At 47.0% G+C, this 24,889-nt stretch carries 25 protein-coding genes and 2 tRNA genes; 18 read left to right on the top strand and 9 right to left on the bottom strand.

Features of this window, described 5'->3' with window-relative positions:
* Positions 1-49: 49 nt before the first annotated feature.
* Entirely contained in the window at positions 50-679 is a 630-nt protein-coding gene (locus LU290_RS02675; RefSeq protein WP_370688549.1) for a FixH family protein, read from the top strand.
* 136 nt (positions 680-815) lie between these two features.
* On the opposite strand, the gene LU290_RS02670 is transcribed toward LU290_RS02675, so the two are convergent.
* Complete coding sequence (locus LU290_RS02670) at positions 816-1,787, bottom strand: LysR family transcriptional regulator (protein ID WP_277809023.1); 972 nt, start codon at positions 1,785-1,787, stop codon at positions 816-818.
* Positions 1,788-1,941: 154 nt separating this feature from the next.
* Complete coding sequence (locus tag LU290_RS02665; RefSeq protein ID WP_277809022.1) at positions 1,942-2,445, bottom strand: L,D-transpeptidase; 504 nt, start codon at positions 2,443-2,445, stop codon at positions 1,942-1,944.
* Between the two features lie 493 nt (positions 2,446-2,938).
* Here LU290_RS02665 and argG point away from each other — a divergent pair, with 493 nt between their 5' ends.
* From argG to LU290_RS02630, 7 genes are all read left to right on the top strand, one after another.
* Positions 2,939-4,276 carry an argininosuccinate synthase gene (gene argG, locus LU290_RS02660; protein WP_277809021.1) on the top strand — a complete coding sequence of 446 codons (1,338 nt, stop codon included), beginning with the start codon at positions 2,939-2,941 and terminating at the stop codon, positions 4,274-4,276.
* Positions 4,277-4,333: 57 nt separating this feature from the next.
* Positions 4,334-4,960, top strand: a complete 627-nt coding sequence (locus LU290_RS02655) for a LysE/ArgO family amino acid transporter (protein ID WP_277809020.1) — start codon at positions 4,334-4,336, stop codon at positions 4,958-4,960.
* 295 nt (positions 4,961-5,255) lie between these two features.
* A complete protein-coding gene (gene pyrC / locus LU290_RS02650; RefSeq protein WP_277809019.1) occupies positions 5,256-6,317 on the top strand; it encodes a dihydroorotase in 1,062 nt (353 codons plus the stop codon).
* A complete protein-coding gene (rnt, locus tag LU290_RS02645; RefSeq protein ID WP_277809018.1) occupies positions 6,314-7,012 on the top strand; it encodes a ribonuclease T in 699 nt (232 codons plus the stop codon). Before pyrC ends, rnt begins: the two co-directional genes overlap by 4 nt.
* On the top strand, positions 7,009-7,329 hold the full coding sequence (locus LU290_RS02640) for a low molecular weight protein tyrosine phosphatase family protein (protein WP_277809017.1): 321 nt from the start codon (positions 7,009-7,011) through the stop codon (positions 7,327-7,329). The genes rnt and LU290_RS02640 overlap by 4 nt, the downstream gene beginning before the upstream one ends.
* A 34-nt stretch (positions 7,330-7,363) precedes the next feature.
* On the top strand, positions 7,364-7,852 hold the full coding sequence (locus tag LU290_RS02635) for a YajQ family cyclic di-GMP-binding protein (RefSeq protein WP_277809016.1): 489 nt from the start codon (positions 7,364-7,366) through the stop codon (positions 7,850-7,852).
* A gap of 175 nt (positions 7,853-8,027) precedes the next feature.
* Positions 8,028-8,103: transfer RNA gene (locus LU290_RS02630), tRNA-Glu, on the top strand.
* A gap of 105 nt (positions 8,104-8,208) precedes the next feature.
* Here the strand turns inward: LU290_RS02630 and queF are convergent.
* The 4 genes from queF to LU290_RS02610 all read right to left on the bottom strand — a co-directional run bounded on the left by queF (position 8,209) and on the right by LU290_RS02610 (position 11,528).
* Positions 8,209-9,051, bottom strand: a complete 843-nt coding sequence (gene queF / locus LU290_RS02625) for an NADPH-dependent 7-cyano-7-deazaguanine reductase QueF (RefSeq protein ID WP_277809015.1) — start codon at positions 9,049-9,051, stop codon at positions 8,209-8,211.
* Between the two features lie 23 nt (positions 9,052-9,074).
* Positions 9,075-9,857 (bottom strand): ABC transporter permease, encoded by a 783-nt coding sequence (locus tag LU290_RS02620; protein ID WP_277809014.1) that lies wholly within the window; start codon positions 9,855-9,857, stop codon positions 9,075-9,077.
* Between the two features lie 2 nt (positions 9,858-9,859).
* A complete protein-coding gene (locus LU290_RS02615) occupies positions 9,860-10,840 on the bottom strand; it encodes an ABC transporter ATP-binding protein (RefSeq protein WP_277809013.1) in 981 nt (326 codons plus the stop codon).
* Between the two features lie 82 nt (positions 10,841-10,922).
* The gene (locus LU290_RS02610) at positions 10,923-11,528 is read right to left on the bottom strand and encodes a c-type cytochrome (RefSeq protein WP_277809012.1); all 606 of its coding nucleotides are present in this window, start codon (positions 11,526-11,528) and stop codon (positions 10,923-10,925) included.
* Positions 11,529-11,786: 258 nt separating this feature from the next.
* Between LU290_RS02610 and LU290_RS02605 the strand changes: the two genes are divergently transcribed.
* Positions 11,787-11,863 (top strand) — tRNA-Arg (locus LU290_RS02605).
* A 66-nt stretch (positions 11,864-11,929) separates the two neighbouring features.
* Here the strand turns inward: LU290_RS02605 and guaB are convergent.
* Positions 11,930-13,402 carry an IMP dehydrogenase gene (guaB, locus tag LU290_RS02600; RefSeq protein ID WP_277809011.1) on the bottom strand — a complete coding sequence of 491 codons (1,473 nt, stop codon included), beginning with the start codon at positions 13,400-13,402 and terminating at the stop codon, positions 11,930-11,932.
* A gap of 218 nt (positions 13,403-13,620) precedes the next feature.
* Here guaB and LU290_RS02595 point away from each other — a divergent pair, with 218 nt between their 5' ends.
* The 6 genes from LU290_RS02595 (at position 13,621) to LU290_RS02570 (ending at position 20,536) form a co-directional block, all read left to right on the top strand.
* Positions 13,621-14,511, top strand: coding sequence for a DsbC family protein (locus tag LU290_RS02595; protein WP_277809010.1), 891 nt, complete (start codon positions 13,621-13,623; stop codon positions 14,509-14,511).
* Between the two features lie 201 nt (positions 14,512-14,712).
* Complete coding sequence (locus tag LU290_RS02590; protein WP_277809009.1) at positions 14,713-16,017, top strand: homoserine dehydrogenase; 1,305 nt, start codon at positions 14,713-14,715, stop codon at positions 16,015-16,017.
* A 191-nt stretch (positions 16,018-16,208) separates the two neighbouring features.
* Positions 16,209-17,381, top strand: coding sequence for a tRNA nucleotidyltransferase/poly(A) polymerase-related protein (locus LU290_RS02585; RefSeq protein ID WP_277809008.1), 1,173 nt, complete (start codon positions 16,209-16,211; stop codon positions 17,379-17,381).
* Entirely contained in the window at positions 17,374-18,144 is a 771-nt protein-coding gene (locus LU290_RS02580; protein ID WP_277809007.1) for a pteridine reductase, read from the top strand. Before LU290_RS02585 ends, LU290_RS02580 begins: the two co-directional genes overlap by 8 nt.
* A gap of 377 nt (positions 18,145-18,521) precedes the next feature.
* The gene (locus LU290_RS02575; protein ID WP_277809006.1) at positions 18,522-19,907 is read left to right on the top strand and encodes an APC family permease; all 1,386 of its coding nucleotides are present in this window, start codon (positions 18,522-18,524) and stop codon (positions 19,905-19,907) included.
* Between the two features lie 185 nt (positions 19,908-20,092).
* Positions 20,093-20,536 (top strand): DUF2799 domain-containing protein, encoded by a 444-nt coding sequence (locus tag LU290_RS02570; RefSeq protein ID WP_277809005.1) that lies wholly within the window; start codon positions 20,093-20,095, stop codon positions 20,534-20,536.
* Between the two features lie 103 nt (positions 20,537-20,639).
* Here LU290_RS02570 and LU290_RS02565 read toward each other — a convergent pair whose 3' ends face one another.
* On the bottom strand, positions 20,640-21,314 hold the full coding sequence (locus LU290_RS02565; RefSeq protein WP_277809004.1) for a heme exporter protein CcmB: 675 nt from the start codon (positions 21,312-21,314) through the stop codon (positions 20,640-20,642).
* On the bottom strand, positions 21,311-21,946 hold the full coding sequence (ccmA, locus tag LU290_RS02560) for a heme ABC exporter ATP-binding protein CcmA (RefSeq protein WP_277809003.1): 636 nt from the start codon (positions 21,944-21,946) through the stop codon (positions 21,311-21,313). Before ccmA ends, LU290_RS02565 begins: the two co-directional genes overlap by 4 nt.
* Positions 21,947-22,106: 160 nt before the next feature.
* Between ccmA and LU290_RS02555 the strand changes: the two genes are divergently transcribed.
* From LU290_RS02555 to LU290_RS02545, 3 genes are all read left to right on the top strand, one after another.
* Positions 22,107-22,742, top strand: coding sequence for a hypothetical protein (locus LU290_RS02555; protein WP_277809002.1), 636 nt, complete (start codon positions 22,107-22,109; stop codon positions 22,740-22,742).
* Between the two features lie 19 nt (positions 22,743-22,761).
* Positions 22,762-23,682: a histone deacetylase family protein gene (locus tag LU290_RS02550; protein WP_277809001.1), complete on the top strand. Its 921-nt coding sequence runs from the start codon at positions 22,762-22,764 to the stop codon at positions 23,680-23,682.
* 209 nt (positions 23,683-23,891) lie between these two features.
* Positions 23,892-24,866: a bile acid:sodium symporter family protein gene (locus LU290_RS02545; RefSeq protein ID WP_277809000.1), complete on the top strand. Its 975-nt coding sequence runs from the start codon at positions 23,892-23,894 to the stop codon at positions 24,864-24,866.
* Positions 24,867-24,889: the final 23 nt, after the last annotated feature.

Below are 24,889 nucleotides of genomic sequence, written 5' to 3'. Positions count from 1 at the left end.
TGATTTGGGAAATGTGGTAAACTGTGCTACAATGCGCTAAATTTTTATCATTAAGTGCGTCATGTCCAAACACCTCCAACAAGAACCTTGGTACAAAAACCCCTTCATGACCGTCTTTGTGGTCGGCTTACCTGTGCTGGTCGTGGCGGTGTGTATATTTTTTATCGTCTGGTCGATCCGCATCCAAGACAGCACCGTGCGTGATGACTGGTACATGGACGGTAAGACGCTCTACCAAGACGCCACTCGTGATAAGCTTGCGCACGATTTGGGCGTGTTTGGCGTGATGCGCTTTGATGGCGAGGCGGTGCGCTTTGAACTCAACTATCCCAAAAACACGCTGGATACTGGCACACTCCGAGATGGCACGCCTTTGACCTACCCTAAGTCGCTTGCCGTCTCCATCTCGCACGCCACCGACAGCAGCAAAGACAGAGACTTCACCATCAAGCACATCGGCGAGAATGTCTATGCTGGTAAGGTCAGTCTGGATGCCACTGATGCCAAGTATTATCTACAAGTCAGTAATGATGGCATTCATAACTGGCGCCTAAGACACGCCCAAAAGCTGCCTGCGCAAAATGTCGTCCTCTCGCCACTGTCAAGCTTTGATGAGGGTGCCAGCACCCTTCCCGATCAGCGTGATAAGCGTGCCGATTTGAGCGATCATCCGAGATAAGCCGATGAGCCTTTTTCCTTGTTATGGCTTTTGATGGCTAAGCAAAGCTGATTTTATACAAAAAAAGACTGCGCATCGGCACAGTCTTTTTTATTTCAACCAATCAGATTAGCCAAAGCCGATTCGCCAAATCAGATCATAAGCCTTTCATTGCCTGCTCTTCTTCGGCGATGACTTGGCGTGCCACATGCAAGATGAGCTGTCTTAGCCAGCGGTGGGCTGGGTGGTGCTGAAGTAGCGGCGACCATGCCATCGTCAGCTCAAATTCTGGAATGAAAAATGGCGGTTCTTTGACGACAATCTCAGGGTTATTGTGTGCTTGGAGCTTGGCGACACGAGTCGGCAAAGTGGCGATTAAGTCCTTGTTGGCAGCGAGCATGGCGGGCATTTGGTAATGACGAGTAAAGACACTGATTTGGCGTTTTTGCCCAAGGCGTTGCAGGGCTTGGTCAATCGAACCCAGACCGCCTGATTTTTCAGGATTTACCCCAAAGCCTACGCCCATGCCTGTCTTTGACACCCAGACATGCTGAGCTTTTAGGTAGTTTTTTAGATTAAATCGCCCCACATAAGGGCTGTCCGCCGACAACAGACAGCTAAAAGTATCACGCCACACCAAGACCTGATGAAAGCTCTGGGGAATCTCGTTAAAGCGGTTGATCGCCAAATCCACTCGCCCCTGCTCCATGTCTCGATACGACACATCAGACGGCGTCAAAAAGTCCAAAATCACATTCGGCGCCTCAGAGCGAAGTGCCTTGACAAGGCGTGGCACAAGGGTCGCCTCAGCATAGTCTGATGTCATGATGCGAAAAACACGAGAAGTGCTGTACGGACGGAACTCGGTGCGTGGCTCAAGTAGCGTGCTGATGTCCGAGAGTATCTCACGAATGCGTGGCTGTAGCTCGCCTGCTCGTTCGGTCGGCGTCATGCCCTCGCTGGATCGCACTAAGAGCGGATCATTGAACAGCGAGCGAAGTCTGCGTAAAATATTACTCATCGCAGGCTGTGTGATGCCAAGCTGTTCGGCGGCACGAGTGACATTTTTTTCACGCAACAGCACATCTAAATAGACGAGCAAATTTAAATCAACTTTTTGTAAATTCATGAGCTTTCCTTTAATTTTTTGCGATTTTTTAGCCAATAAATTCAATCAGCCATACCAAACCGTTGGTTTTCGCCTTACTCAATCCAACCTACCAAACCACATGATTTTGTACTGCCTTTTGGATTTGGCGAGCTAAGCTGCCATCAATCAACCATCAAGCAATCAATACCTTCGTATCCACGCCCACCATGTCATACAATGCAATGACATCATCATTACGCATACGCACACAGCCATGCGAGCGTGGCACGCCCATAGGCTCGGTATCTGGCGTGCCGTGAATGTAGATGTAACGAGCAAAACTATCACACACGCCATTGGCATTTTCGCCTTGATTTACACCCATTTCACAGCCTTCTAGCCACAAAATACGGCTTAATATCCAGTCTCTGTCAGGATTGGCTTTCCCAAGCGTGTCATCATAAATCTCGCCTGTGAATTGTCTGCCGACAAAGACGGCATTTTTTGGGTATTCGCCGCCGATTTTTTGGGCGATTTTGTGCCGACCTAGTGGCGTACAGCCTGTGTTGATCAGCTGACCTGTGCCATTTTTGGCGGTAGAAACAGGAAAATGGCACAAAAGCACATCGCCATCATACACGCTCATCTGCTGTATGCTGGTATCAACCACCAGATGAATGCCAGTTTTAGTTGTCATAAACACCGCCAATTTGTCAAAATCAATGTGTGAATGCCATACCAACCGAACCGATAAAATAATACAGCTTTTTTTGGGTTGGGTTAGCGACAGCCCAACCCAACATTTTTATCGCAAGTCTTTAAATTTGTTGGGTTTTCGCTTTGCCCAATCCAACCTACGACACCACAATAATTTTGTGGCAATTTTATCATTCGGTAGGTATATTTTTAAATTGTTGGGTAAAAAATTAAACCATCACATTTAAAAATGATGGATATTTTATAAAATGTTAATGCCATAGTCTAACAAATTTTTGTAAATTTTTCGCCCATTTTTTCATCAAAAATCATCAATTCACCCATCAATACGGGCAATTTTATAAAAACTTACCAACAAAAATCGCCATCATCGCCACGAACGAACCATTTTTTATAAATTTCACAAAATCAATGCCAAAAACTTAGATAAAAGTGCTATAATTTTGGCAATTTTCTTAAATTTGGAGTTTTTCATGTCAAACGCCACCATTTTACAACACCTGCCCACTGGCAAAAAAGTTGGTATCGCTTTCTCTGGCGGTCTGGACACTTCTGCTGCCCTACTTTGGATGAAACAAAAAGGCGCCGAGCCGTACGCTTACACCGCAAACCTAGGTCAGCCTGACGAAGACGACTACAACGCCATTCCTGCCAAAGCCGAGCAATACGGTGCAGTCAAGGCTCGCTTGATTGACTGCCGTACACAGCTTGCCCTAGAAGGCATCGCCGCCATTCAATGCGGTGCATTCCATGTCACCACAGGCGGTATGCCGTACTTTAACACCACGCCACTGGGTCGTGCGGTAACAGGCACCATGCTTGTTACTGCCATGCGTGAAGACGATGTCAATATCTGGGGCGATGGCTCAACTTATAAGGGCAACGACATTGAGCGTTTTTATCGCTATGGTCTGCTTGCCAATCCAGAGCTGAAAATTTATAAGCCTTGGCTGGATCAGACTTTCATTGACGAGCTGGGCGGTCGTAGCGAGATGAGTCAATTTTTGATTGACAATGGCTTTGATTACAAAATGAGCAAAGAAAAAGCCTACTCTACCGACTCGAACATGCTGGGTGCAACTCACGAAGCCAAAGACTTGGAATTTTTGAACGCAAGCCACAAAATCGTTGAGCCGATCATGGGCGTACGCTACTGGGACGAGAGCGTCAAGATTGATGCCGAAGAAGTGAGCGTAACTTTTGAAGAAGGCGTGCCAGTCGCCATCAATGGCGAGCGCATTGACAGCCCTGTGGATCTTATCCTAAAAGCCAACGAAATCGGCGGTCGCCATGGCTTGGGTATGACTGACCAAATTGAAAACCGTATCATTGAAGCCAAATCTCGTGGTATCTACGAAGCCCCTGGCATGGCACTACTACACATCGCTTATGAGCGTCTGGTAACAGGCATTCACAACGAAGACACCATTGAGCAGTATCGCATTAACGGCTTGCGTCTGGGTCGCCTGCTGTATCAAGGTCGCTGGTTTGACTCTCAGGCTCTGATGCTGCGTGAAACCGCTCAGCGTTGGGTGGCTCGTGCCATCACAGGTACGGTAACGCTTGAACTTCGTCGTGGCAATGATTACAGCATTCTAAATACCGAATCGCCCAATCTGACCTACGAGCCAGAACGCCTATCTATGGAGAAAGTTGAAGATGCCGCATTCACACCGCTTGATCGTATCGGTCAGCTGACCATGCGTAATCTTGACATCGCCGACACTCGCCATAAGCTGGGTATCTATACCCAAACAGGGCTGCTGGGCGTAGGTGGTGGCAACGCCGTACCACAGCTTGAACAAAAATAACCTTTGTCCATCACAAGCACACTCTATGATGGGGTGTGCTTTTTTTGAGCTTTTATCATGTCATCTACCATCATTCAAGGCTTTTTTGTATCGTTTGGCTTAATTGTCGCCATCGGTGCTCAAAATGCCTATGTCCTAAAACAAGGCTTATTAAAACAGCACATCTTTTGGGTATGCTTGGTGTGCTTTTTGTGCGATTTTACCTTGCTAAGCCTTGGCGTACTTGGGCTTGGCAGCTTAATCGGACAAAGCAAAATCGCCACTTTATCGCTTGCCATCTTTGGGGCGGTGTTTTTGCTGTGGTATGGCTTTCGTTCGTTTCGCTCGGCTTATCAAGGTGGAGCCAATCTGTCCGTTGATGGCACACGCAGCCAAGCCACGCTAAAACAGACCATCGCCACCACACTCGCCTTGACCCTACTAAACCCCCATGTCTATCTGGACACGCTGGTGCTGGTCGGCAGCATTGCCAGTCCGCTCGCCACCAGCGAAAAGTATCAATTTCTCATCGGTGCGGTGTGTGCGTCCGCTTTGTGGTTTTTTGGGCTGGGCTATGGGGCAAGACTACTCATTCCGCTATTTGCCAAGCCAAATACTTGGCGTGTGTTAGATGGCTTTATCGGCGTGGTCATGTGGGCAATTGCTTTTAGCCTGATTAAATACGCTTTGAATATAGGCTACTAAGCCATAAACTGCCGTCATTTTTGTTGGCGTGGATTGGTTTAAAATTTAACAATTCAATAAGTTACAAATAAAACGGTGGGTAAAACCTACCCCATCCAACCCACAGTAACCCAAACATAAAAATCAACCACGCCACGATTTTTGATAATTTTTAAAACCACATACCATCAAAAATCACGCCAAAAATCTGCCATAAACCCACCACCAGCCCACCGAAAATTTTGCACAAATCCATTTTGGTAAATGCTCATTTCATGCTAAAATAAGAAAAATTTGCAATTCAAAAGAGCCGACCATGACCCAAACTTTGACCCTTATCCAGCCAGACGATTGGCACATTCATCTGCGTGATGGCGATGCCCTAGCGACCACCGTACCCCACGCCGCAAACAGCTTTAACCGTGTGATTTGCATGCCAAATCTTGTACCACCAGTCAAAACCACCGAACAAGCAGTCGCCTATCGTGAGCGGATTTTGACGGCATTGGCAAACTCTGTCATTAGCGATGACCGCAAATCCGCCTTTGACCCACGCATGGTCTTGTATCTGACCGACCACACCACCGCCGAAGAAATCCGCCTTGCCAAAGCGTCAGGCGTGGTGCAAGCCGTCAAGCTCTACCCTGCTGGGGCGACTACTAACTCTGCCGATGGTGTTACTGACATTTTGGGGCGAGCTTGCGTCTTTGAAGCCATGCAACAAATCGGCTTACCGCTTTTGGTACATGGCGAAGTCACGCACGCTGATGTGGATATTTTTGACCGTGAAAAACGCTTTTTGGACGAGATTTTAAGCGTAATTATTGCCAATTTCCCAGAGCTTAAAATCGTGATGGAGCACATCACCACCGCTGACGCTGCCGATTTTTGCCTTGCCCAAAAAGACAATGTGGCAGCGACCATCACGCCCCAGCATTTATTATTTAACCGCAATCACATGCTCGTTGGCGGTGTCAAGCCCCATTATTATTGCTTGCCAATTCTAAAACGAGCTGATCATCAAAAACGCCTGCTTGAAGTGGCAACTTCTGGCAATCCTAAGTTTTTCTTAGGCACGGATTCTGCCCCACACGCCACGCACACCAAAGAGTCTGCCTGTGGCTGTGCAGGCTGTTATTCTGCCGTTCATGCTCTGCCTTTGTATGCGACCGCCTTTGAAAGCGTGGGGGCGCTTGATAAAATGGAAAACTTCGCCAGTCGTTTTGGGGCAAATTTCTACGGTCTACCCATCAATCAGACGACCATCACGCTTGCCAAACAAGATCAAGTCATAGCAGATGCCTATGACTACCTAGACGGCAAAACACTCACGCCACTACTGGCAGGGCAGACTTTGGCATGGACGCAGATTTCATGAGCGACATTCAGACAAGCCAAACTTTTGCCGACAAGCCTGCCACCCTAAAAGAGCGGTTTCGTGGCTTTATGCCTGTGGTCGTGGATGTGGAGACGGCAGGATTTAATGCACAGACGGACGCACTGCTTGAAATCGCTTGCGTGCCGATTTTGATGGACGATGAGGGCAAACTGTATCAAGGCGAACCCCTAAATGCTCACATTGAGCCATTTGTCGGGGCAAACCTTGAGCCGTCCGCCTTGAAATTTACTGGCATTAACCTAGACAGCCCCTTTCGCAAAGCCATCAGCGAAGATGAAAAAGTGGCATTAAGACGCATTTTTAAGGCACTCAAAGACATTCGTAAGCAGTACGATTGCCGTCAGTGCATTTTGGTGGGGCATAATGCTCATTTTGATTTGGGTTTTTTAAATGCCGCCATCGCTCGCACCAATTCAAAGAACCACTCGCCCTTTCACGCCTTTAGCGTGCTGGACACCGCAAGCTTGTCGGCATTGGCGTACGGTCACACGGTGCTGGCTCGCACTTGCAAGATGGCAGGCATTGACTTTGACAACAGCCACGCCCACTCAGCACTCTACGACACCCAAAAAACCGCCGAACTGTTTTGCAAGATTTTTAATGAACTTCCCATGCTGGCTGCCGTGCAGACAGCGGACGAGACAGACGAAGCCCATGATGGGATTGAACCATGAATTTTTTGTTTGTCTGCTCAAAAAATCAGTGGCGCAGCCCTACTGCCGAGCGAATTTTTAAGCACGGCTATGGCATATCCACCCGCTCCGCTGGCACCAGCCAAAACGCTCGCCACACAGTAACGAGCGACGACATTGCTTGGGCGGATAAGATTTTTGTCATGGAGTATAAGCACCAAAAACAGCTAAAACAATCTTTTGCAGATTTACTTGATGATAAAGCATTGATTGTACTTGATATTTTAGATGACTATGGCTATATGGACGATGAATTGGTAGAATTAATCACGCTAAGTCTGACGCCTTATTTGCCCTAATTTTTTAATTTTTAATCACTTAAAAGGAAAAACCATGCCATCATTTGACATCGTTTCAGAACTCAATGTCCAAGAAGTGCGTAACGCCATCGGCAACACCGACAAAGAAATCGCCACTCGCTTTGACTTCAAGGGTAGCGACATCACGGTCGAGCTAAACGACAAAGCCAAAACCGTCACCATCACCACCGACAACGAACTGCAAGCAGACAATGTCTATGCCATCTTTGAAAAACAGCTCATCAAGCGTGGCGTGGATTTGCAAAGCCTAGACCCACAGGACAAAGCCCAATCAGGCAAACACACCAAACAAACCATCAATCTAAAAGACGGGCTAGACTCCGACACCGCCAAAAAAATCAGCAAAGCCATCAAAGAGAGTGATCTGAAAGTCTCGGCAAGCATTCAAGGCGACAAAATCCGTGTTTCTGACAAGAAAAAAGACAATCTGCAAGCGTGCATGGCATTTTTAAAGGAAAAATCTTTTGGCGTGCCACTACAATTCAACAACTTTAAGGATTAATTTTCAATAATTTTTCTTTTAAAATCAATATCTTAGAAATTATTTTACATTTTTTAAAATAATTGCTTGACGGAAAGAAAAAATTTGCTATAATAGCACCACTTTTGAGAGATACGGTGAAAGCGTTCAAAAGTTGGTAAAACGATTTTAATTAAATCAGTTTTACAAGTCCTGCGCTCCATTCGTCTAGAGGCCTAGGACACCGCCCTTTCACGGCGGTAACAGGGGTTCGAATCCCCTATGGAGTGCCAATATTCAAAACAGCCCTTAATTTTAAGGGCTGTTTTTTTATTTGTCATTTATGGATAAATCAAAAACCGCACATTTCATACTCATGTGCGGTTTTTATTGTTAAATCACTGACGCACCAAACGCCTGATTTCGCCAATTTCCTGATTGAACACTCGCACAGGATTGATGTCAATACCACCCCGTCTGGTATAATTGGCGGACACTTTCAAAGACTGCGGTTTAAAATTCACCATCAAATCAGCAAAAATCCGCTCCACGCACTGCTCATGAAAGCCATTGTGCTGTCTGAATGACAAAATGTATTTTAATAAATCCCCAAAATCCAATTCATAATCGGTGCTGATGTCAATTTGCACCGTTCCCCAGTCTGGCTGATTGGTTACAGGGCAATTTGAACGCAAAAGATTGCTATAAAATTGATGGCGTTTTAATTCGGCTTGTTTGGTATTCATCAAAAACGAATGATCAATATCATCAGTCAGCTCAATATTTCCGCCCTTATTTAACACTTCATCAATACAAATACCAACAGGCTTTACGATACCAAGCGCATCGCTGTCCAAATCAATGATTTCAACCTGCACCGCCACGCCCACACAGTTTGACAAATCCTGCTCGATGGTCTGCTTGACTTCTTGAACACTGGTAAATTTGGTAAAATTTAGGCTGTTTAAATACAGCTTTAAAGACTTAGACTCCACGATATTAGGCGAAGTCGCCGGTATGGTCAGCCGTGCCATCGCCACCTCTGAGACGCCCACAGGATTGAGCCATGAAATCTCAAAAGCCTGCCACACATCAACGCCTTTTGTACCATCATCAAAAACAAATCCCGTTTCTTTGACAATCTCATCTCGTCCGATTTGCCGTGAGATGGCAAATAAAATGGTAGGGTCGTAAGTTTTTGAATAACTGGTGCTTTCACCCAATACGCCATGAATGCTCATTTTCTTTTCCTATATTGTTTTGCTTAGGCAATGCGAATTCTTTGACCATCTTTTAACAAACGATACGCCACGCCATAAAACACCGCACAAAATGCCAAAATCGCCACCAAAGAATAGCCGACATTGACATCAGAATGCCCCAAAATGCCATAGCGAAAGGCATTGACCATATAGACAATGGGGTTTAGTAGCGACAGATTTTGCCAAAATGGCGATAAATTTTCCAAAGAATAAAACACCCCGCCCAGATAAGTCAGTGGCGTTAAAATAAAACTTGGCACGATAGAAATGTCATCAAACGAACGAGCAAATACCGCATTGATAAAACCGCCAAGCGAAAACAGCACCGAAGTCCCCAGGATCGTCAAAAGCATCACGCCCAGATGAACGATGGCAAGTTTGGTAAAAAACAGTGCCACGACACTCACAATGAGTGCGATGGCAAGCCCACGAAACACACCCCCTGCGACATAGCCGAGCAAAATGGTGTGCTTGGAGACAGGCGAGACGAGCAGCTCATCGATGCTGCCATGAAATTTGGTGCTAAAAAAACTTGACACCACATTAGAATAGCTATTGGTAATCACCGCCATCATAATCAGCCCCGGCACGATGAACTGCATATAGCTCACACCGCCCATCTCACCGACACGAGCGCCGATCATCTGCCCAAAAATCACAAAATACAGCGTCATGGTAATCACAGGCGGCAATAGCGTCTGCGGCCAAATGCGTAAAATGCGCTTGATTTCTTTGGATAATAAGGTATTAAAGGCGACCAGTTGATTTCTCATGGAAGGATTCATGGTTATTCTCCGCCGTTGCTTAGGTCTTGATTGACATCGCTCATCTTGCCACCGTGAAAATGACTGTCCACCACGCCCATAAACAGCTCTTCTAAGCGGTTGGCTTTATTTCTCATGCTCAGCACTTTGATGTTTGCGGTGTTTAATTGGGCAAAGACGGCATTTAGGTCTTGCTCTTGATTGAGCGTGATTTCCAAAGTTTTGGCATCAGCCAGTTTTGCATGAACAATATGCTCAAAAGTCGGCACAGCAGTTAATTCATCTTTTAAATCAAATACAAAAGTTTCAAGCGACAACTGTGTCAATAGCGACTTCATCTCGGTATTTATCAAAATCTCGCCATGATTTAAAATGGCGATGTATTTGCATAATTGCTCCGCCTCTTCAAGATAATGCGTGGTCAAGATGATGGTGGTTTTTTCTTCTTGGTTGATTTTTTGCATAAACTCCCACATCGAACGGCGAAGTTCAATATCCACGCCTGCGGTCGGCTCGTCCAAAATCAACAAGCGTGGGCGGTGCATCAAGGCACGAGCAATCATCAGACGGCGTTTCATACCGCCAGACAACGAGCGAGATTTGGTGTCTTTTTTCTCCCAAAGCCCCAGCTCTTTTAGTAAAAACTCCGCTCTGGGTAAAGCATCCACACGCTTAATGCCATAATAGCCTGCCTGCGTGATGAGAATGTCAATGCACTTTTCAAATTGGTTAAAATTAAACTCTTGAGGAACCACGCCCAGATAGGATTTGGCAAGGCTTGGATTAGCACGCAAATCCACCCCAAAAATCTCCACCGACCCTTCTGTCGGTGGAAATAATGAGCTGATGATGCCAATCATCGTAGATTTGCCTGCCCCATTTGCGCCAAGCAAAGCGAAAAATTCGCCCTCTGGCACGGTCAAGTCCACCCCTTTTAAAGCGGCAGTGCCATTGGGATAGGTTTTTTGAAGGTTGGATATTTTTAAGGCTGGTAAGTTTGACATAATTTTTATTTTTATAAAATCACAAAAACACCAAACAGCCTAAGCGGCAAACCACCTAAGCCATTTGGTATCGCTGAATGAATTATTGCGATTGGGCGATGATGTAATCAACCGCGTTTTTCACTTCGTCATCAGAGATGTCTGCACCACCACGAGCAGGCATGGCGTTAAAGCCATTGATGGCGTGGTCGTACAAGGTCGCTGTACCTTTGGCAATGCGTGGCGCCCAGTCAGCCGTACCAGTCTTTGGTGCGCCCACCAGACCTGCGTCATGACAGGTAGCACAGATGGCTTTATATAGCATATCGCCTGGGCGTGCCTCGCCTTCTACGGCAGGCGCAAGTACGGTGATGTTGATGTCGCACTCTTCGCCATCAAAGCAAACCTTGCCATAAGGGGCGATGCGTGAGATGAGCTTTGGGTGTAGAGCGATCAGCTTTTTGACTTGGTCGCTGTCCTCAGGGATTGCCTCTACTGGATCAGCGGGCTTAGCTGCCTCAGCAGTCTCGGCTGTCGTTTGGGCAGCCGCCTCTGTGGTCGCCTCAGTCGCAGCAGTCTCAGTGGTCGCCTCGCCAGCTTGCGGAGCAGCCTCAGCAGGCTTGGCAGCCTCTTGAGCCTGACTTGCCATGGTGAAAATCGCCAGCGTAGCAGCGGCAGATAACATTACAAATTTTTTCATTGTCATCATCTCGTCTTAGCCTTGAGTAACAAACTCTGGGTAAATTGGGCAAATCGGCAGACACCCACCAACACCCAAACGAATAAAATTTCTCCCTGCTATTATAAGGGAAAAAGGGGGCAAAATGCCATGTTTTTTATGTAATATCTCAATAAATCGGTAAAAATTTGGCAATATTTTTAAAATTTCCTAACTTTTTGGGCGGATGACTGGCATTTTTATACAAAACTTGGTAAAATTCGCAGGTCTTTTTAAGATAAGTCATCAGCACCTATAGCTCAGTTGGATAGAGTGTCAGCCTCCGAAGCTGAAGGTCGTGGGTTCGATTCCCGCTAGGTGCGCCATTTTCATTCCATCTAAAAAAAATCACTCAATGCACAAAACATTGAGTGATTTTTTTATTGAACGATTTAGTTTTGACGATAGTTCGGTGCTTCTTTGGTGATTTGTACATCATGCACATGAGATTCTTTCATGCCTGCCGATGTTACTTTCACAAAAGTGGTATTTTTACGCATCTCTTCAATCGTCTTGCAGCCTGTGTAGCCCATGGATGATTTTAGACCGCCAGCAAGCTGACCGATGATGCCTGCCACAGGACCTTTATAAGGCACACGACCTTCAATACCTTCTGGCACCAGTTTTTCCACGCCTTCTTTGGCATCTTGGAAATAGCGGTCAGATGAGCCGTTTTGACCGCTCATCGCACCCAAAGAACCCATGCCACGATACGCCTTATAATAACGACCTTGGAACAGCTCCACTTCACCCGGTGCTTCTTCTGTACCTGCCAAAAGACTGCCCACCATGATGCAAGACGCACCTGCTGCGATGGCTTTTGCCATATCGCCAGAGAAACGGATGCCGCCATCAGCGATCAATGGAATGCGGTCTTGTAGTGCCGTGGCGACATTGTCAATCGCGCTGATTTGTGGCACGCCAATACCTGCGATGATACGAGTAGTACAGATAGAGCCTGGACCGATACCCACCTTAACAGCATTTGCACCAGCGTCCATCAAGGCAAGCGCCGCATCGCCTGTGGCAATGTTGCCACCGATGACTTGTACATTTGGGTAGTTTTTCTTAATCCACGCCACACGATCAATGACACCCTTTGAATGACCATGAGCGGTATCCACAATGATGACATCAGCATTTGCCGCAACCAATGCTTCTACACGAGCTTCGGTATCTGCGCCCGTACCGACAGCCGCACCCACACGCAGGCGACCTTTGTCGTCTTTGCAGGCGTTTGGGTTGTTTTCAGCTTTGGTAAAGTCATTGACCGTAATCAAGCCTTTTAGACGAAAATCATCGTCAATCACCACCACTTTTTCAATGCGGTGTTCGTGTAGCAGTGCCTTGATTTGCTCTTGTGGTGTGCCTTCTTTGACCGTAACCAGCTTATCTTTTGGCGTCATGACATTCGCCACAGGCTGATCCAAATTGGTCTCAAAACGCAAATCACGGTGCGTAACGATACCCACCACTTTATCCGTGCCACGCTCAACGACAGGGACACCGCTGATCTTATGCTCACGAGTAATGCGTAGCAGCTCGCCTACGGTCGCCTCTGGATTGACCGTAACAGGGTCAGCTACCGTACCCGCCTCAAATTTCTTGACATGGCGGACACGGCTGGCTTGATGCTCAATACTCATGTTTTTATGGATGATACCCAGACCGCCCAGCTGTGCCATGGCGATTGCCATCTTAGATTCGGTAACCGTATCCATCGCAGCAGAGATGATTGGTAGGTTTAGATTGATGTCGGTGGTTAGGCGAGTGGTGAGATTTGTTTCTTTTGGAAGGACTTCTGAATAGGCGGGCAAAAGCAGCACATCATCAAAAGTTAAAGCGTCATAAGCAATGCGTAGCATAGGTTATTTCCTTAGAAATTGCCCTGCTCATGACAGCCGGAAAATCCACCCATCACTTGAAAGCAGGTTCTGAAATAACGCCGTATTGTATCAAAATTCAACCATAAAAATCAAGCAAATTTTGACACAATTTTCTGTATGTTTGGCAAATTTTCGTTGGTATTTTGGGTTGATTTTTGGCATAATTCTTTATCCATATTCATTCAACACCCCACATTATGCGTTTTTTAGTTTCTCAAGCCAGCTTTCGTTCAGATTTTAGCAAGTCTTTTTTGCCCAGATTTTTACCCAGATATGGCAAATCCACGATCATCATTGCCGCACTTTTGAGCGGCTTTCTAAGTGCTTGTGACACCAAGACCGCCAATGAAAAGACCGCCGATGAATCTGCGCCTGCTTACACCCAAAACAGCGCTCAGCCCAAGTTGTCCACCCCTCCCAGTCAAAATGACAGCACGGTGGTTCAAGCGCTACAACAAAACCTTGAAAAATCAGACATTGCGCTGAATGTCATTTCTGCCGTCGCCACGCCTATTGATGGCATTTATTGGGCGACATTTGACAACTCGCCGCCCATGTTTACAGATGCCAAGGGCGAATATCTCATTCAAGGACAGATCGCAAGAGTGGGCGTAGAACAGCCTTTTGACATCGTTGATGAAATCCAAGCAAGCCTTGCCAAAGAACAGCTCAGTCAAGTCGATGCCAGCGAAATGATCATCTACCCCGCCAAAGAGCGCTTGGCGACAGTCTATGTCTTTACCGACCCCACTTGCCATTATTGCCAAAAACTGCATAAAGAAATCAAAGAAATCAACGCAAAAGGCGTCGAAGTGCGCTATTTGGCCTGGCCTAGAAATGAGCAATTCATCCAGCTTGCCGAGCGTGTCTGGTGCGCAAGCGACCGTCAAGAAGCGCTGAGCCTTGCCAAACAAGGCGACGACATCACCGCCCCAGCATGCGACAATCCAGTGGCAAAGCACATGACGCTTGGTCATCAAATTGGTGTCAGTGGCACGCCTGCCATCTTTACCGAGTCTGGCGTACAAATTGGCGGTTATCTGCCAGCAGACGAGCTTGCCAAACAAGCCATCGCCCACAAAAACTGAGCGCACCAAAACACATCGCCCAAACAAACTTAAACAAATTATCCAGACATTCATCTAAATATTTATGAAATATTTTAAAAATATGCAAAAGAATGATGAAAACATCTAGCAAGTTTTTTGAAGTTGTGATAAGTTAAGCAACCACAAATTTTCAACAACTCTTTTGACGCATTTTTAACAACCAGCATTTTGAGAATTACCGTGAATAAATCCATCAATCTTGCCGTATTAGGTCTTGGCACTGTCGGTACTGGCGTGGTCAATCTATTAAAAGACAACGCAGGCGAACTGGCTCGCCGTAGTGGTCATGTCATCAACATCACTCATGTTGGCACACGCCGTCATCGTGATGACATTGATGCCACCATCAAACAAAGCGATGATTTGCTTGCCATCGCTGCCGCTGACGATGTGGATATTGTCATTGAAGTCATTGGTGGTACTGATGTCGCCAAAGATGTCATCATGCACGCCATCCGCCACAAAAAACATGTCGTTACCGCCAACAAAGCCCTGCTTGCCAAATACGGCAACGAGATTTTTGCCCTAGCAGATGAATACGGCGTACAAGTTCGTTATGAAGCGGCGGTTGCAGGTGGCATTCCTATCATCAAAATCATTCGTGAAGCCTTAGCCGCCAACAAAATTGACTGGCTGGCTGGTATCATCAACGGTACTGGCAACTTCATCATGACCGAAATGCAAACCAAAAACCGCAAATTCGGTGAAGTGCTTGCCGAAGCTCAAGCCCTAGGCTACGCCGAAGCCGATCCTACCTTTGATGTGGAAGGCATTGACGCGGCACACAAGCTGTCGCTACTGGCGTCTATCGCCTTTGGTATTCCCATTCAGTTTGACAAAGTGTACTGCGAAGGCATCACTAAGGTCAGCCTACAAGATGTCATCTATGCCAAAGAGCTGGGCTATAACATCAAGCACCTAGGCTTTGCCATTCGCCGTGAAAACGGCTTTGAACTGCGTGTGCATCCAACGCTCATTCCAGACACCACCTTGCTTGCCAATGTGCATGGCGTAAAAAATGCCGTGATGGTGGATGCTCACCCACTGGGGCAGTCGCTGTACTATGGCGATGGTGCTGGTGCTGGGGCAACAGCTTCTGCTGTCATGGCAGATGTGATGGATTTGATTTATGTCATCACTGCTGCCACCCCAAGCGATGTGCCGCATTTGGCATTCGTTCCAGAAGAGCTGTCAGACACTCGCATTCTGCCCAGCGATGAGATGACCTGTGGCTACTACCTGCGTCTGACTGTCAAAGATGAGCTTGGTGTATTGGCGGACACCACACGCATTTTAAGCGACAACGGCATTAACATTGACGCCATCTTGCAAAGAGACGCACACAAGTCAGGACTGGTGCCAATCATCATTCTCACCCTGCCTGTGCTAGAAAAACAAATGAACACCGCCATCAAGCAAATCGAACAGCTTAATGCCGTTACCGAACCTGTGGTACGCATTCGCCTAGAAAGCCTTGATGAATAACCAAGCCGATGATGAGCCAATCCATCACTTGGCACAAAAAAGACTCTCTTGTGGGGTCTTTTTTTTATGGCAAAAAACAAGTACAATCCAAAAACCAAAACACAACCAAACCACGAACCGTAAGTTTTGGCAATTTTCAATCATTGGGCAATATTTGGCTATCATTTGGCAATTATTTGGTACAAATCATCATGCAAGTTTATCTCGTTGGCGGCGCGGTCAGAGACGCACTTTTGGGCATTGCCGTACAGGACAAGGATTTTGTCGTGGTCGGGGCGGATTTCGACACGATGAAATCGCTCGGCTTTGTGCAAGTGGGGGCGGATTTTCCTGTATTTTTGCACCCTGACACGCACTTTGAATACGCCCTTGCCCGCATTGAACGCAAAAACGGCACAGGCTATCAAGGCTTTGCCACCCAAACCAAAGGCGTAACGCTGGCGGACGACCTAATCCGCCGAGATTTGACCATCAACGCTCTTGCCATAGAAGTGGGTGGACTCTTTGACGATACGCCAAAAACTGGGCAAGTCGTTGATTTTTATGGCGGTGTTGATGATTTGAACAACAAAATCTTACGCCACATCTCGCCTGCTTTTTGTGAAGATCCTTTGCGGATTTTACGCACGGTGCGGTTTTTGGCTCGTTATTTTGAGCGGGGTTTTACAATCGCTGACGAAACCATTGTCTTAATGCAAACGATGGCAAAGGCTGGCGAGCTGTCACACCTAAGCCGTGAGCGGTTTTGGGCAGAAAGCGTCAAGGCGATGGAGAGTGGGACAGGGCATTATTATTGGCAATTTTTAAAAGAGCTGAACATTTTGCCGTATTTTTTGGCAGAATTGGACGAATGTTTTGATGATCATCAGATTTTGCAAACGGTGCTTAAGCGTCTAGCCTTGGCAAAAAACAGCCCAGTTGCCGTGCAGTTTGCGATGCTATGCAGTGGTTATTTAGATGGCCTAGACAATGAAAATTTATCCAAAACACTCATCAATCAGACCGCAAAGCAGTTAAACACGCCAAAATATCCTGTACAAATCGCCAATTTATTGACAGAATTTTGGGGAATTTTCGCCCAAAAACCAAACACCAATAATATTCTTAGACTCATAGAAAAAACCAAAGCCCATCAAGGCAACACGCAAACCCTAAAAGACACGCTCACTGCGATTGGCATGGTGCAGGCGGATTTGGACATCGTGAAAATTGATGAGCTTTTAAGCCACGCCATCGCCATGTATAAATCGGTGAGTATTGATGATATTGATAAAAATTTGACAGGCAAAGAGATTGGCTTGGCGTTAAATCGGCTTAGAGAACAAAAAATCACACAATTATTAAGCGAGTATGTTTATGAATAAGGTCGCATTGATTACAGGCGGAGCAAAACGCATTGGGGCGAAGATTGGCGAAGTGTTGCACCATGCTGGCTTTAATGTCATCATTCACTATGCCAAAAGTGAGCGGCTGGCGGACGAGCTTGCAGGCACGCTAAACGCCATTCGCCCCAATTCTGCTCGTATCATCAAGGCGGATTTGAATATCGTTGATGACAAGCTGGCACTTGAACGGTTTAAAAACACCGCCATCGCTTTGTTTGGGCGGGTGGATGTATTGGTGCATAATGCGTCCAGTTTTTATCCAAGTGATTTTCATGATGACTGGCAAACGCTACAACAGCATTGGCAAGATTTGTTTTTAACCAATGCCAAAGCCCCCTTATTTTTAAGTCATGCTTTTGGGGGCGAGCTTGCCAACAATCATGGCGCCATCATCAGCCTGCTTGACATTCACGCACGAGACAAGCCCTTTGTCGGCTATCCGATTTATAACATGGCAAAGTCGGCTCATCTGGGGCTGGTGCAGTCGCTGGCATTAGAATTAGCTCCCCGCATTCGTGTCAATGGCGTCTCCCCTGGGGTAAATATTTTCCCCGATGACGACCAAAATTCAGCACTCAACTCATCAACCAAAGACGCCTTGACCTGCTCCATTCCGCTTGGTAAAATCGGCACGCCCCAAGACATCGCCCAAACCGTGCTGTTTCTCATCAACGCCCCTTACATCACAGGGCAAGTGATTGCGGTGGACGGTGGGCGCAGCTTGACCTTAAAAGGTGGGTAAATCATACACCCAAAATCACATCTTGCATCGCAAAACCACTATAAAAACAAGGGATTTTTTAAGCCAACATTTCTCAAAAATTACAAAAATATTGCTCAATGTCATAAATTTTATCAAAATATGATTGGCATATCAGTAATTTTAGGGTAAAATTAGTCATTTTTTACACTTGTAAAAATCGTAGGAATGCCGCTCATTGTGGGCGACAAAAATTTAACTCGGAGTTGATAGCTTAATCAAATCTCAAACACGCCCGCTAACAGATTATTAGCTATGCTAAATTGCAATCTGCCAAAAGTAAGTTTGATAACAGTATTAGCACCCCAACGCCTTTTCTCTTTTTTGCGTTTACGCACGCTTTTTGGAGGACTCTACCGTTGAGTACACCTGTTAATAATGTTGCAAAGTTGCAACGAAATCTCGGTCTTTGGCATGTGATCATCATTGGTCTTGCCTATATCCAGCCCATGACGCTATTAGATACTTTTGGTATGGTATCTCGTGACAGCGGCGGTCATGTACCGATGTCTTATATTTTTGCCCTGATTGCCATTTTGCTGACTTCGATTAGCTACGGTCATATGATCCGTGCCTATCCTTCATCAGGCTCTGCTTATACTTATACTCAGCGCTCAATCAACCCATCAATGGGCTTTATGGTCGGCTGGTCAAGCTGGCTTGACTATCTGCTGTCGCCACTGGTCAATATCATCCTTGCCGTGATTTATCTAAACGCACTATTCCCCGCCGTAAACAGCTGGGTATGGGTGATTGGCTTGACAGCGCTGATGACTGGCGTCAACTTGTTTGGCTCAAAAATCGTGGCGTATTTCAACAGCTGGATCGTATTTGTACAGCTGGCGGTGATTGCGGTGTTTGTATTCCTAACCTACAACGCCCTATCAGCAGGTCAAAACGCAGACGGCATCATCAGCCCAGACAACGCTTACCATCTGTGGAGCATGGCACCGTTCTGGGACAGCATGACTTCTGTGGGTGCGCTGATCACTGGTGCGACCATTCTATGTTTCTCATTCACAGGCTTTGATGCGCTATCGACGCTTGCCGAAGAGACCAAAGATGCCAAACGAGTGCTACCCAAAGCGATGATTCTAACGACGCTGATCGCAGGTATCGTGTTCATCATCAGTACTTATTTCATGCAAATCTACTTCCCAAACAGCCCAGAGACTTATTTTGAGCTGGTAGATGAGACTCAGCCTGAGATCCTAGAAGCGGTCGGCGGTGCAGCCTTCAAAGCAGCCGTTCTTGGCTTTGCCATTGTCACTGTGATGGCGTCTGGCATCTCTGCTCACGCTGGTGTGTCTCGCTTGATGTATGTGATGGGTCGTGATGGCGTCATCAGCAAAAACATCTTTGGTAAAATCCATCCAAAATTCCTAACCCCTGTGAACAACATCCTAATCGCAGGTGCAGTGGCATTGACCGCAGGTTTTATTACCCTAGAAGCCGTGGTAAACCTAATCAGCTTTGGCGCATTGACGGCGTTCAGCTTTGTGAACCTATCAGTGATTTTCCACTATGCGTTCCGCAATAAGCTGATCCAAAGCGGTAAAGATGTGTTCAACTACATCGTCATTCCTGTGGCGGGTTTCATCAGCGTATTCTTGATGTGGCTTGAAGTGGACAGCACCACCTTTAAGGTCGGTCTGTTCTGGGCGGCGATCGGTTTTGTATGGCTTGGCATCAAAACTGGCGGTTTCAAAAAACCAGTCCCACAATTTAAAGAAGAAGATGTATAATCCACCTTCTTTGACAAAAACCCTGTCGTTCGGCAGGGTTTTTTGTTGGGAAGTCAAGTGTTAAACAGCTTTACCAAACTCATACAGCACCGCCCTACGCAAGTATTTATAATAAAATACAATCAAGCATCATCAAATTTTAAGCTTCACCAACCCCAAAACAAGCAACCACCAAAGCAAAAATCATGAAAAAATCACTGTTATTCACCGCTTTTATCATCGGTGCTACCATCACAGGCTGTGCCACCACACAATCATCATTTCAAACAAGCGACTGCCAAACCGCCGACTGGAAACAAATCGGCATCACCGATGGCACACACGGTCGTAACGCCCAAAGAATCCTAAGCCATCAAAAAACTTGCCAAAAATCAGGCGTTACGCCAAACATCGCCCTATGGGAAGAAGGTCGGCAAATCGGGCTAAAAAACTACTGCACCAAAGCCAATGCCTATGATCTAGGCAGGCACGGCTACACACTCACTGGCGTCTGCGAAGACAATTTGGACGAATTGCACCACGCCAATATGATGGGGCTTGAGCAGTATCATCTCCACAGACGCATACACCGCCCTTATTATGGTCATCCTTTTGGTCATTCGCCATTTTTTGCGCCTTGGTATTGGTAAGCATTGACATTGGCATCAGGGCAATGATTCCAAAGACAGCCATAAACAATAAAGGGCGGACAATCCCACCCTTTATTATGATCAATGACGGATTTGATGTGATTTAATGCGACCACGCCATCTTTAAGGTCTGCGCCACCACCCAAGGCGTGACGATGACCGAGACAATGCTCATCGCCCCAAGCAAAGCAAGCGTCGGCAGTCCATTTAAGCCTGTGGCATACAAATCCACCGCCCCTGTCGCAAAAATCAGCACTGGCAACTGCATCGGTAAGGCGATCAGCGGCACCAATACAGCGCCATTTTTAAGGCTCAAAGTCAGGCTGCTGGCGATGGCAGAAAGCATGAGCATGAGCGGTGAGCCCACCACGATAGACAGCATGAGCATGAGCGTCTCATTTAGTGGCATCTTAAATAACGGCGCCGCCAAAAGCGCAAGCACCGCCACAAAGCCTGCACTAAACAGCCAATGAATCAACAGCCTTGCAAGCACCCACACAGACAAAGGCGCATCGGACACCACAATCTGCGCCAGCGTGCCATTTTCAAGATCCGCCTTAAACAGCTCATCCACCCCCATCACCAACGACAGCAGCGCAGCGATCCACACCGCCGAAGGTGCAAGGCGCAGCAAAAGCTCAGGTTCACTGCCCACCGCCAGCGGAAATAGCGTAATGATGATCAAAAAAATCATCAAAGGAAACAGCCACTGCACCGCCCCTTGGCGCTTGATCTGCCACTCACGCACCAGCATGGTCTTAAAAGGATGTTTCATCATAATGCAAACTCCGCCAAATCCAGCACGCTCGTCTTAGCGCCGATCTGCTGATGACTGGTCATGAGCACCGCACCGCCCATACTGGCAAACTCACTGATGCGAGTCTCAATGCGTGCCACCATGCTCACATCAAGCGCCGTCAGTGGCTCATCGAGCAGCCAAAAAGGTGACTCATCAGGCGTCATCACAAACAGTCTAGACAGCCCCACACGGCGCATTTGCCCTGCTGACAGCTGCACGCTCGACACATCATGAAGCCCATACAGTCCCACCTGATCAAGTGCAAAGTCAATGATCTCACGGTCTGCATCTATGCCGTACAGCGACAACAAAAAGTGCAAATTCTGCTCGACAGTCAAACTGCCACTGATACCAAGCTGATGCGACACATAGACAGGTCTGATGTCTGGCTGATGATAGACCACCCTACCTGTCATGATGGGCAACAGTCCCGCCACCTGCGACAAAAGCGTCGTCTTACCCAGTCCATTTTCACCGACCAAATGACACACTTCCCCAGCACTCAGCGTCAAGCTCACCGCCTGACACAGCACAAAATCACCTCGCTGCACATCGATGCCGTCTAAGGTGATGATGCTTGGCATGGCGGACGACTGATTTGATGAATTCATGACAACACTGTTTTTAGGTTTTAGAATATGGTTTAAAATATCGCCCATCATACCAAAAAACACCCACAAGCAAAACCTGTTTATGCGTTTTTGTGCGATTTACTTTGCATAATCAACCTCTTTGGGCTACAATTTACCAAAAAAGACGGTCGATATTTTCATGAAACTACTAGACAAACTAAAACAACTTCTCAAAAACAAACAAAGCACCTCGCCCAATGCAGGCAGACAAACCCCCATTGACAGCCCCACCGATCACAGCCACCCTGTGACCGCACGCATCATGGCGTGGCTTGACACCCAAAACTGGCACTACGAACACCGAAAGCCCGAGCATCATGAACACACGCACCATCTGATTTTGAGCTTTACGGACAATCGCAGCGACTGGACTTGCGTCTTTCGCATCAACGAGAGCAATCAGCTCATCGCCATCTTTGGTGTGCTGCCAGACACCGTGCCGCCCAGTCATTTTGCGCCAATGCTGATGAAAATCGCCTACACCAACACCAGCCTATCATTTGGCAGCATTGAGCTTGACCCTTCCGATGGCGAAGTGCGCACCAAAATCTCGGTAGATGGCGAATTTAGCGCGCTCAGCGATAAGGCGCTCGGCTGCTATTTGCAAGGTGTGGCAAGTCTCACCGAGCTTGCGCAGCGGCTTTATGACGATGCGATGAGCGAGCTTGAACCGAGCCCTTTTTGGCAAGACTACTTGCTAGAATCACAAGAAATGACAGGTGATGGTACTCATACTGATGGCGGCTTTTTTATGCCGACGCAGGCACGGCAGTAGCCATGGTTTGGAAATTTGTATGTTCAAGGTCGCCCATTACCCAGAGTTTACTTTACCCTTGCCAGACGGACACCGTTTTCCGATGGCAAAATATGAACTTTTGCCCAAAAAACTGATTGCGGACGGTATCGCTAAGCCTTCCCAATTTTTTACCCCAAGAATGGCAACGGTTGATGAAGTTTTGACCACGCACACGGCAGAGTATTGGCATGCACTCGACAGCCTGACTTTGTCCGCCAAAGACTGTCGTAAAATTGGCTTGCCAATGAGCAAAGAGCTGATAGACCGAGAACGGCTGGTCGTGGGAGCAACCATACAATGCGCCAAATACGCCTTGACGGACGGCATCGCCCTTTCCACCTCAGGCGGGACGCACCACGCCTTTGCTGACAGTGGCGAAGGCTTTTGTATTCTAAACGATGTCTGTGTGGCGAGCAATGTGCTGTTAAAAGAAGGGCTTGCCAAACGCATTTTAATCCTTGATCTGGATGTGCATCAAGGTAATGGCAATGCGTCCATTATGGAGGAGAATGCGTCCGTCTTTGTAATGAGTATGCATGGCGAGAAAAATTATCCCTATCATAAGCCTAAGTCGGATTTGGACATTGGTTTGGCGGACGGTGTGGGCGATGATGAATATTTAAGTTTGTTAAAATATCATCTGCCCAAAGTGCTTGATGACCTTAAACCCGATTTTGTCTTTTATCAAGCAGGGGTGGATGTCCTTGCTGATGACAGGCTTGGGCGAATCAATCTAACGATGAACGGACTATACGAGCGAGAGCGGTATGTGGTAGAGACGATGTATCATCGGCAAATTCCAATGGCGGTAACAATGGGCGGCGGCTATGCCCCTGATATTGATGTGATTGTACAGGGGCATAGTGTGGTGTTTGGGGTGGCGGGGGAGGTTTTTATAAGATCAACGGCTGAGTGTTAAGAGCGATGTTTTAACACCTACCTCATTTTTCGTCAATGCAAATATTAGACTTTTTAAGCATTTGGGACAGTCAATCACCCAATCAAAACACTTTCACCAACCCCCATTCCATATTTTTAGATTGGTCTAGGCAAACATATTTTCATTTGACATTCAAAGCCAATTTAAGCACAATCAGCTGACATAATACAGCAACAATAAGGATCATAATGCAATCTTTGGTTACAGTCAGTCAGTTTTTGACGCGCTTTACCGCCATTGTCATCATCATCGCCGCCATCATCGCCATGATTGAGCCTGCCAGCTTTTCTTGGGTAAAAGGCGACATTCAAATTCTCGTGCTTGGCACCATCATGCTTGGCATGGGCATGACCCTGGGTAAAGAGGACTATCGCATTTTGGCACAGCGACCGCTGGACATTCTCGTTGGTACGATCGCACAATACACCATCATGCCACTGCTTGCCATCGCCATCGGTCGTGGTCTGGGTCTGTCTGATGGCTTAACCTTGGGCTTGGTATTGGTTGGCTCCTGTCCTGGTGGCGTGTCATCGAACATCATGAGCTATCTGGCTCGTGGCGATGTCGCTTTTTCGGTGGGCATGACGACCGTCTCTACGCTACTTGCACCGATAGCTGCGCCTTTGTGGATGATGTATTTGGTCGGTGAGACAGTTGCGATGGATGGATGGGGCATGTTCAAATTCATGCTGCTGGTAACTTTATTTCCTGTCTTAATCGGCTCAGCAGCCAACATTTTATTACACAAAAAATCTTGGTTCGCCGATGTCCAAAAAATCATGCCTGGCGTTGCTGTCTTGGCTTTTGCTGCCATCGTAGGTGGTGTTGCTGCTGTGCATGGCGGTCGTTTCTTAGAGTCGGCGTTGGTTATGGTGGCGGCTATTGCACTGCATAATTTTGGCGGCTATATTTTGGGCTATTTTTCTGGCAAGGCTTTAGGCATGAGCACCGCCAAAAAACGCACACTGGCGATCGAGGTTGGCGTGCAAAATGCAGGACTTGCCACAGGTCTTAGTGCCAAATTTTTCCCTGCCAATGCCGAATCCGCCATTGCCACTGCCGTTGCCTGCGTGTGGCACTCGGTTTCAGGCACCGTACTTGGTAACGCCTTTGGCTGGTGGGATAAGCGACAAGCACAAAAACAGCCAATAAAAACACACTAAAATCAATCGCCACCTTGATTTAT

The sequence above is a fragment of the Moraxella nasibovis genome (assembly GCF_029581575.1).
Taxonomy (GTDB): domain Bacteria; phylum Pseudomonadota; class Gammaproteobacteria; order Pseudomonadales; family Moraxellaceae; genus Moraxella; species Moraxella nasibovis.
Note: the sequence above shows the minus strand (reverse complement) of the source record. Positions and strands in the feature narration are given on the sequence as shown.

Coding starts and splice junctions, on each gene's coding strand:
- LU290_RS02610 (WP_277809012.1), bottom strand. CDS start 11,528: ATGATGACAATGAAAAAATTTGTAATGTTATCTGCCGCTGCTACGCTG.
- LU290_RS02655 (WP_277809020.1), top strand. CDS start 4,334: ATGTCATCTACCATCATTCAAGGCTTTTTTGTATCGTTTGGCTTAATT.
- guaB (WP_277809011.1), bottom strand. CDS start 13,402: ATGCTACGCATTGCTTATGACGCTTTAACTTTTGATGATGTGCTGCTT.
- LU290_RS02585 (WP_277809008.1), top strand. CDS start 16,209: ATGCAAGTTTATCTCGTTGGCGGCGCGGTCAGAGACGCACTTTTGGGC.
- pyrC (WP_277809019.1), top strand. CDS start 5,256: ATGACCCAAACTTTGACCCTTATCCAGCCAGACGATTGGCACATTCAT.
- LU290_RS02550 (WP_277809001.1), top strand. CDS start 22,762: ATGTTCAAGGTCGCCCATTACCCAGAGTTTACTTTACCCTTGCCAGAC.
- ccmA (WP_277809003.1), bottom strand. CDS start 21,946: ATGAATTCATCAAATCAGTCGTCCGCCATGCCAAGCATCATCACCTTA.
- LU290_RS02620 (WP_277809014.1), bottom strand. CDS start 9,857: ATGAATCCTTCCATGAGAAATCAACTGGTCGCCTTTAATACCTTATTA.
- LU290_RS02640 (WP_277809017.1), top strand. CDS start 7,009: ATGAATTTTTTGTTTGTCTGCTCAAAAAATCAGTGGCGCAGCCCTACT.
- argG (WP_277809021.1), top strand. CDS start 2,939: ATGTCAAACGCCACCATTTTACAACACCTGCCCACTGGCAAAAAAGTT.
- LU290_RS02635 (WP_277809016.1), top strand. CDS start 7,364: ATGCCATCATTTGACATCGTTTCAGAACTCAATGTCCAAGAAGTGCGT.
- LU290_RS02580 (WP_277809007.1), top strand. CDS start 17,374: ATGAATAAGGTCGCATTGATTACAGGCGGAGCAAAACGCATTGGGGCG.
- LU290_RS02595 (WP_277809010.1), top strand. CDS start 13,621: ATGCGTTTTTTAGTTTCTCAAGCCAGCTTTCGTTCAGATTTTAGCAAG.
- LU290_RS02670 (WP_277809023.1), bottom strand. CDS start 1,787: ATGAATTTACAAAAAGTTGATTTAAATTTGCTCGTCTATTTAGATGTG.
- LU290_RS02545 (WP_277809000.1), top strand. CDS start 23,892: ATGCAATCTTTGGTTACAGTCAGTCAGTTTTTGACGCGCTTTACCGCC.
- rnt (WP_277809018.1), top strand. CDS start 6,314: ATGAGCGACATTCAGACAAGCCAAACTTTTGCCGACAAGCCTGCCACC.
- LU290_RS02555 (WP_277809002.1), top strand. CDS start 22,107: ATGAAACTACTAGACAAACTAAAACAACTTCTCAAAAACAAACAAAGC.
- queF (WP_277809015.1), bottom strand. CDS start 9,051: ATGAGCATTCATGGCGTATTGGGTGAAAGCACCAGTTATTCAAAAACT.
- LU290_RS02665 (WP_277809022.1), bottom strand. CDS start 2,445: ATGACAACTAAAACTGGCATTCATCTGGTGGTTGATACCAGCATACAG.
- LU290_RS02615 (WP_277809013.1), bottom strand. CDS start 10,840: ATGTCAAACTTACCAGCCTTAAAAATATCCAACCTTCAAAAAACCTAT.
- LU290_RS02570 (WP_277809005.1), top strand. CDS start 20,093: ATGAAAAAATCACTGTTATTCACCGCTTTTATCATCGGTGCTACCATC.
- LU290_RS02565 (WP_277809004.1), bottom strand. CDS start 21,314: ATGATGAAACATCCTTTTAAGACCATGCTGGTGCGTGAGTGGCAGATC.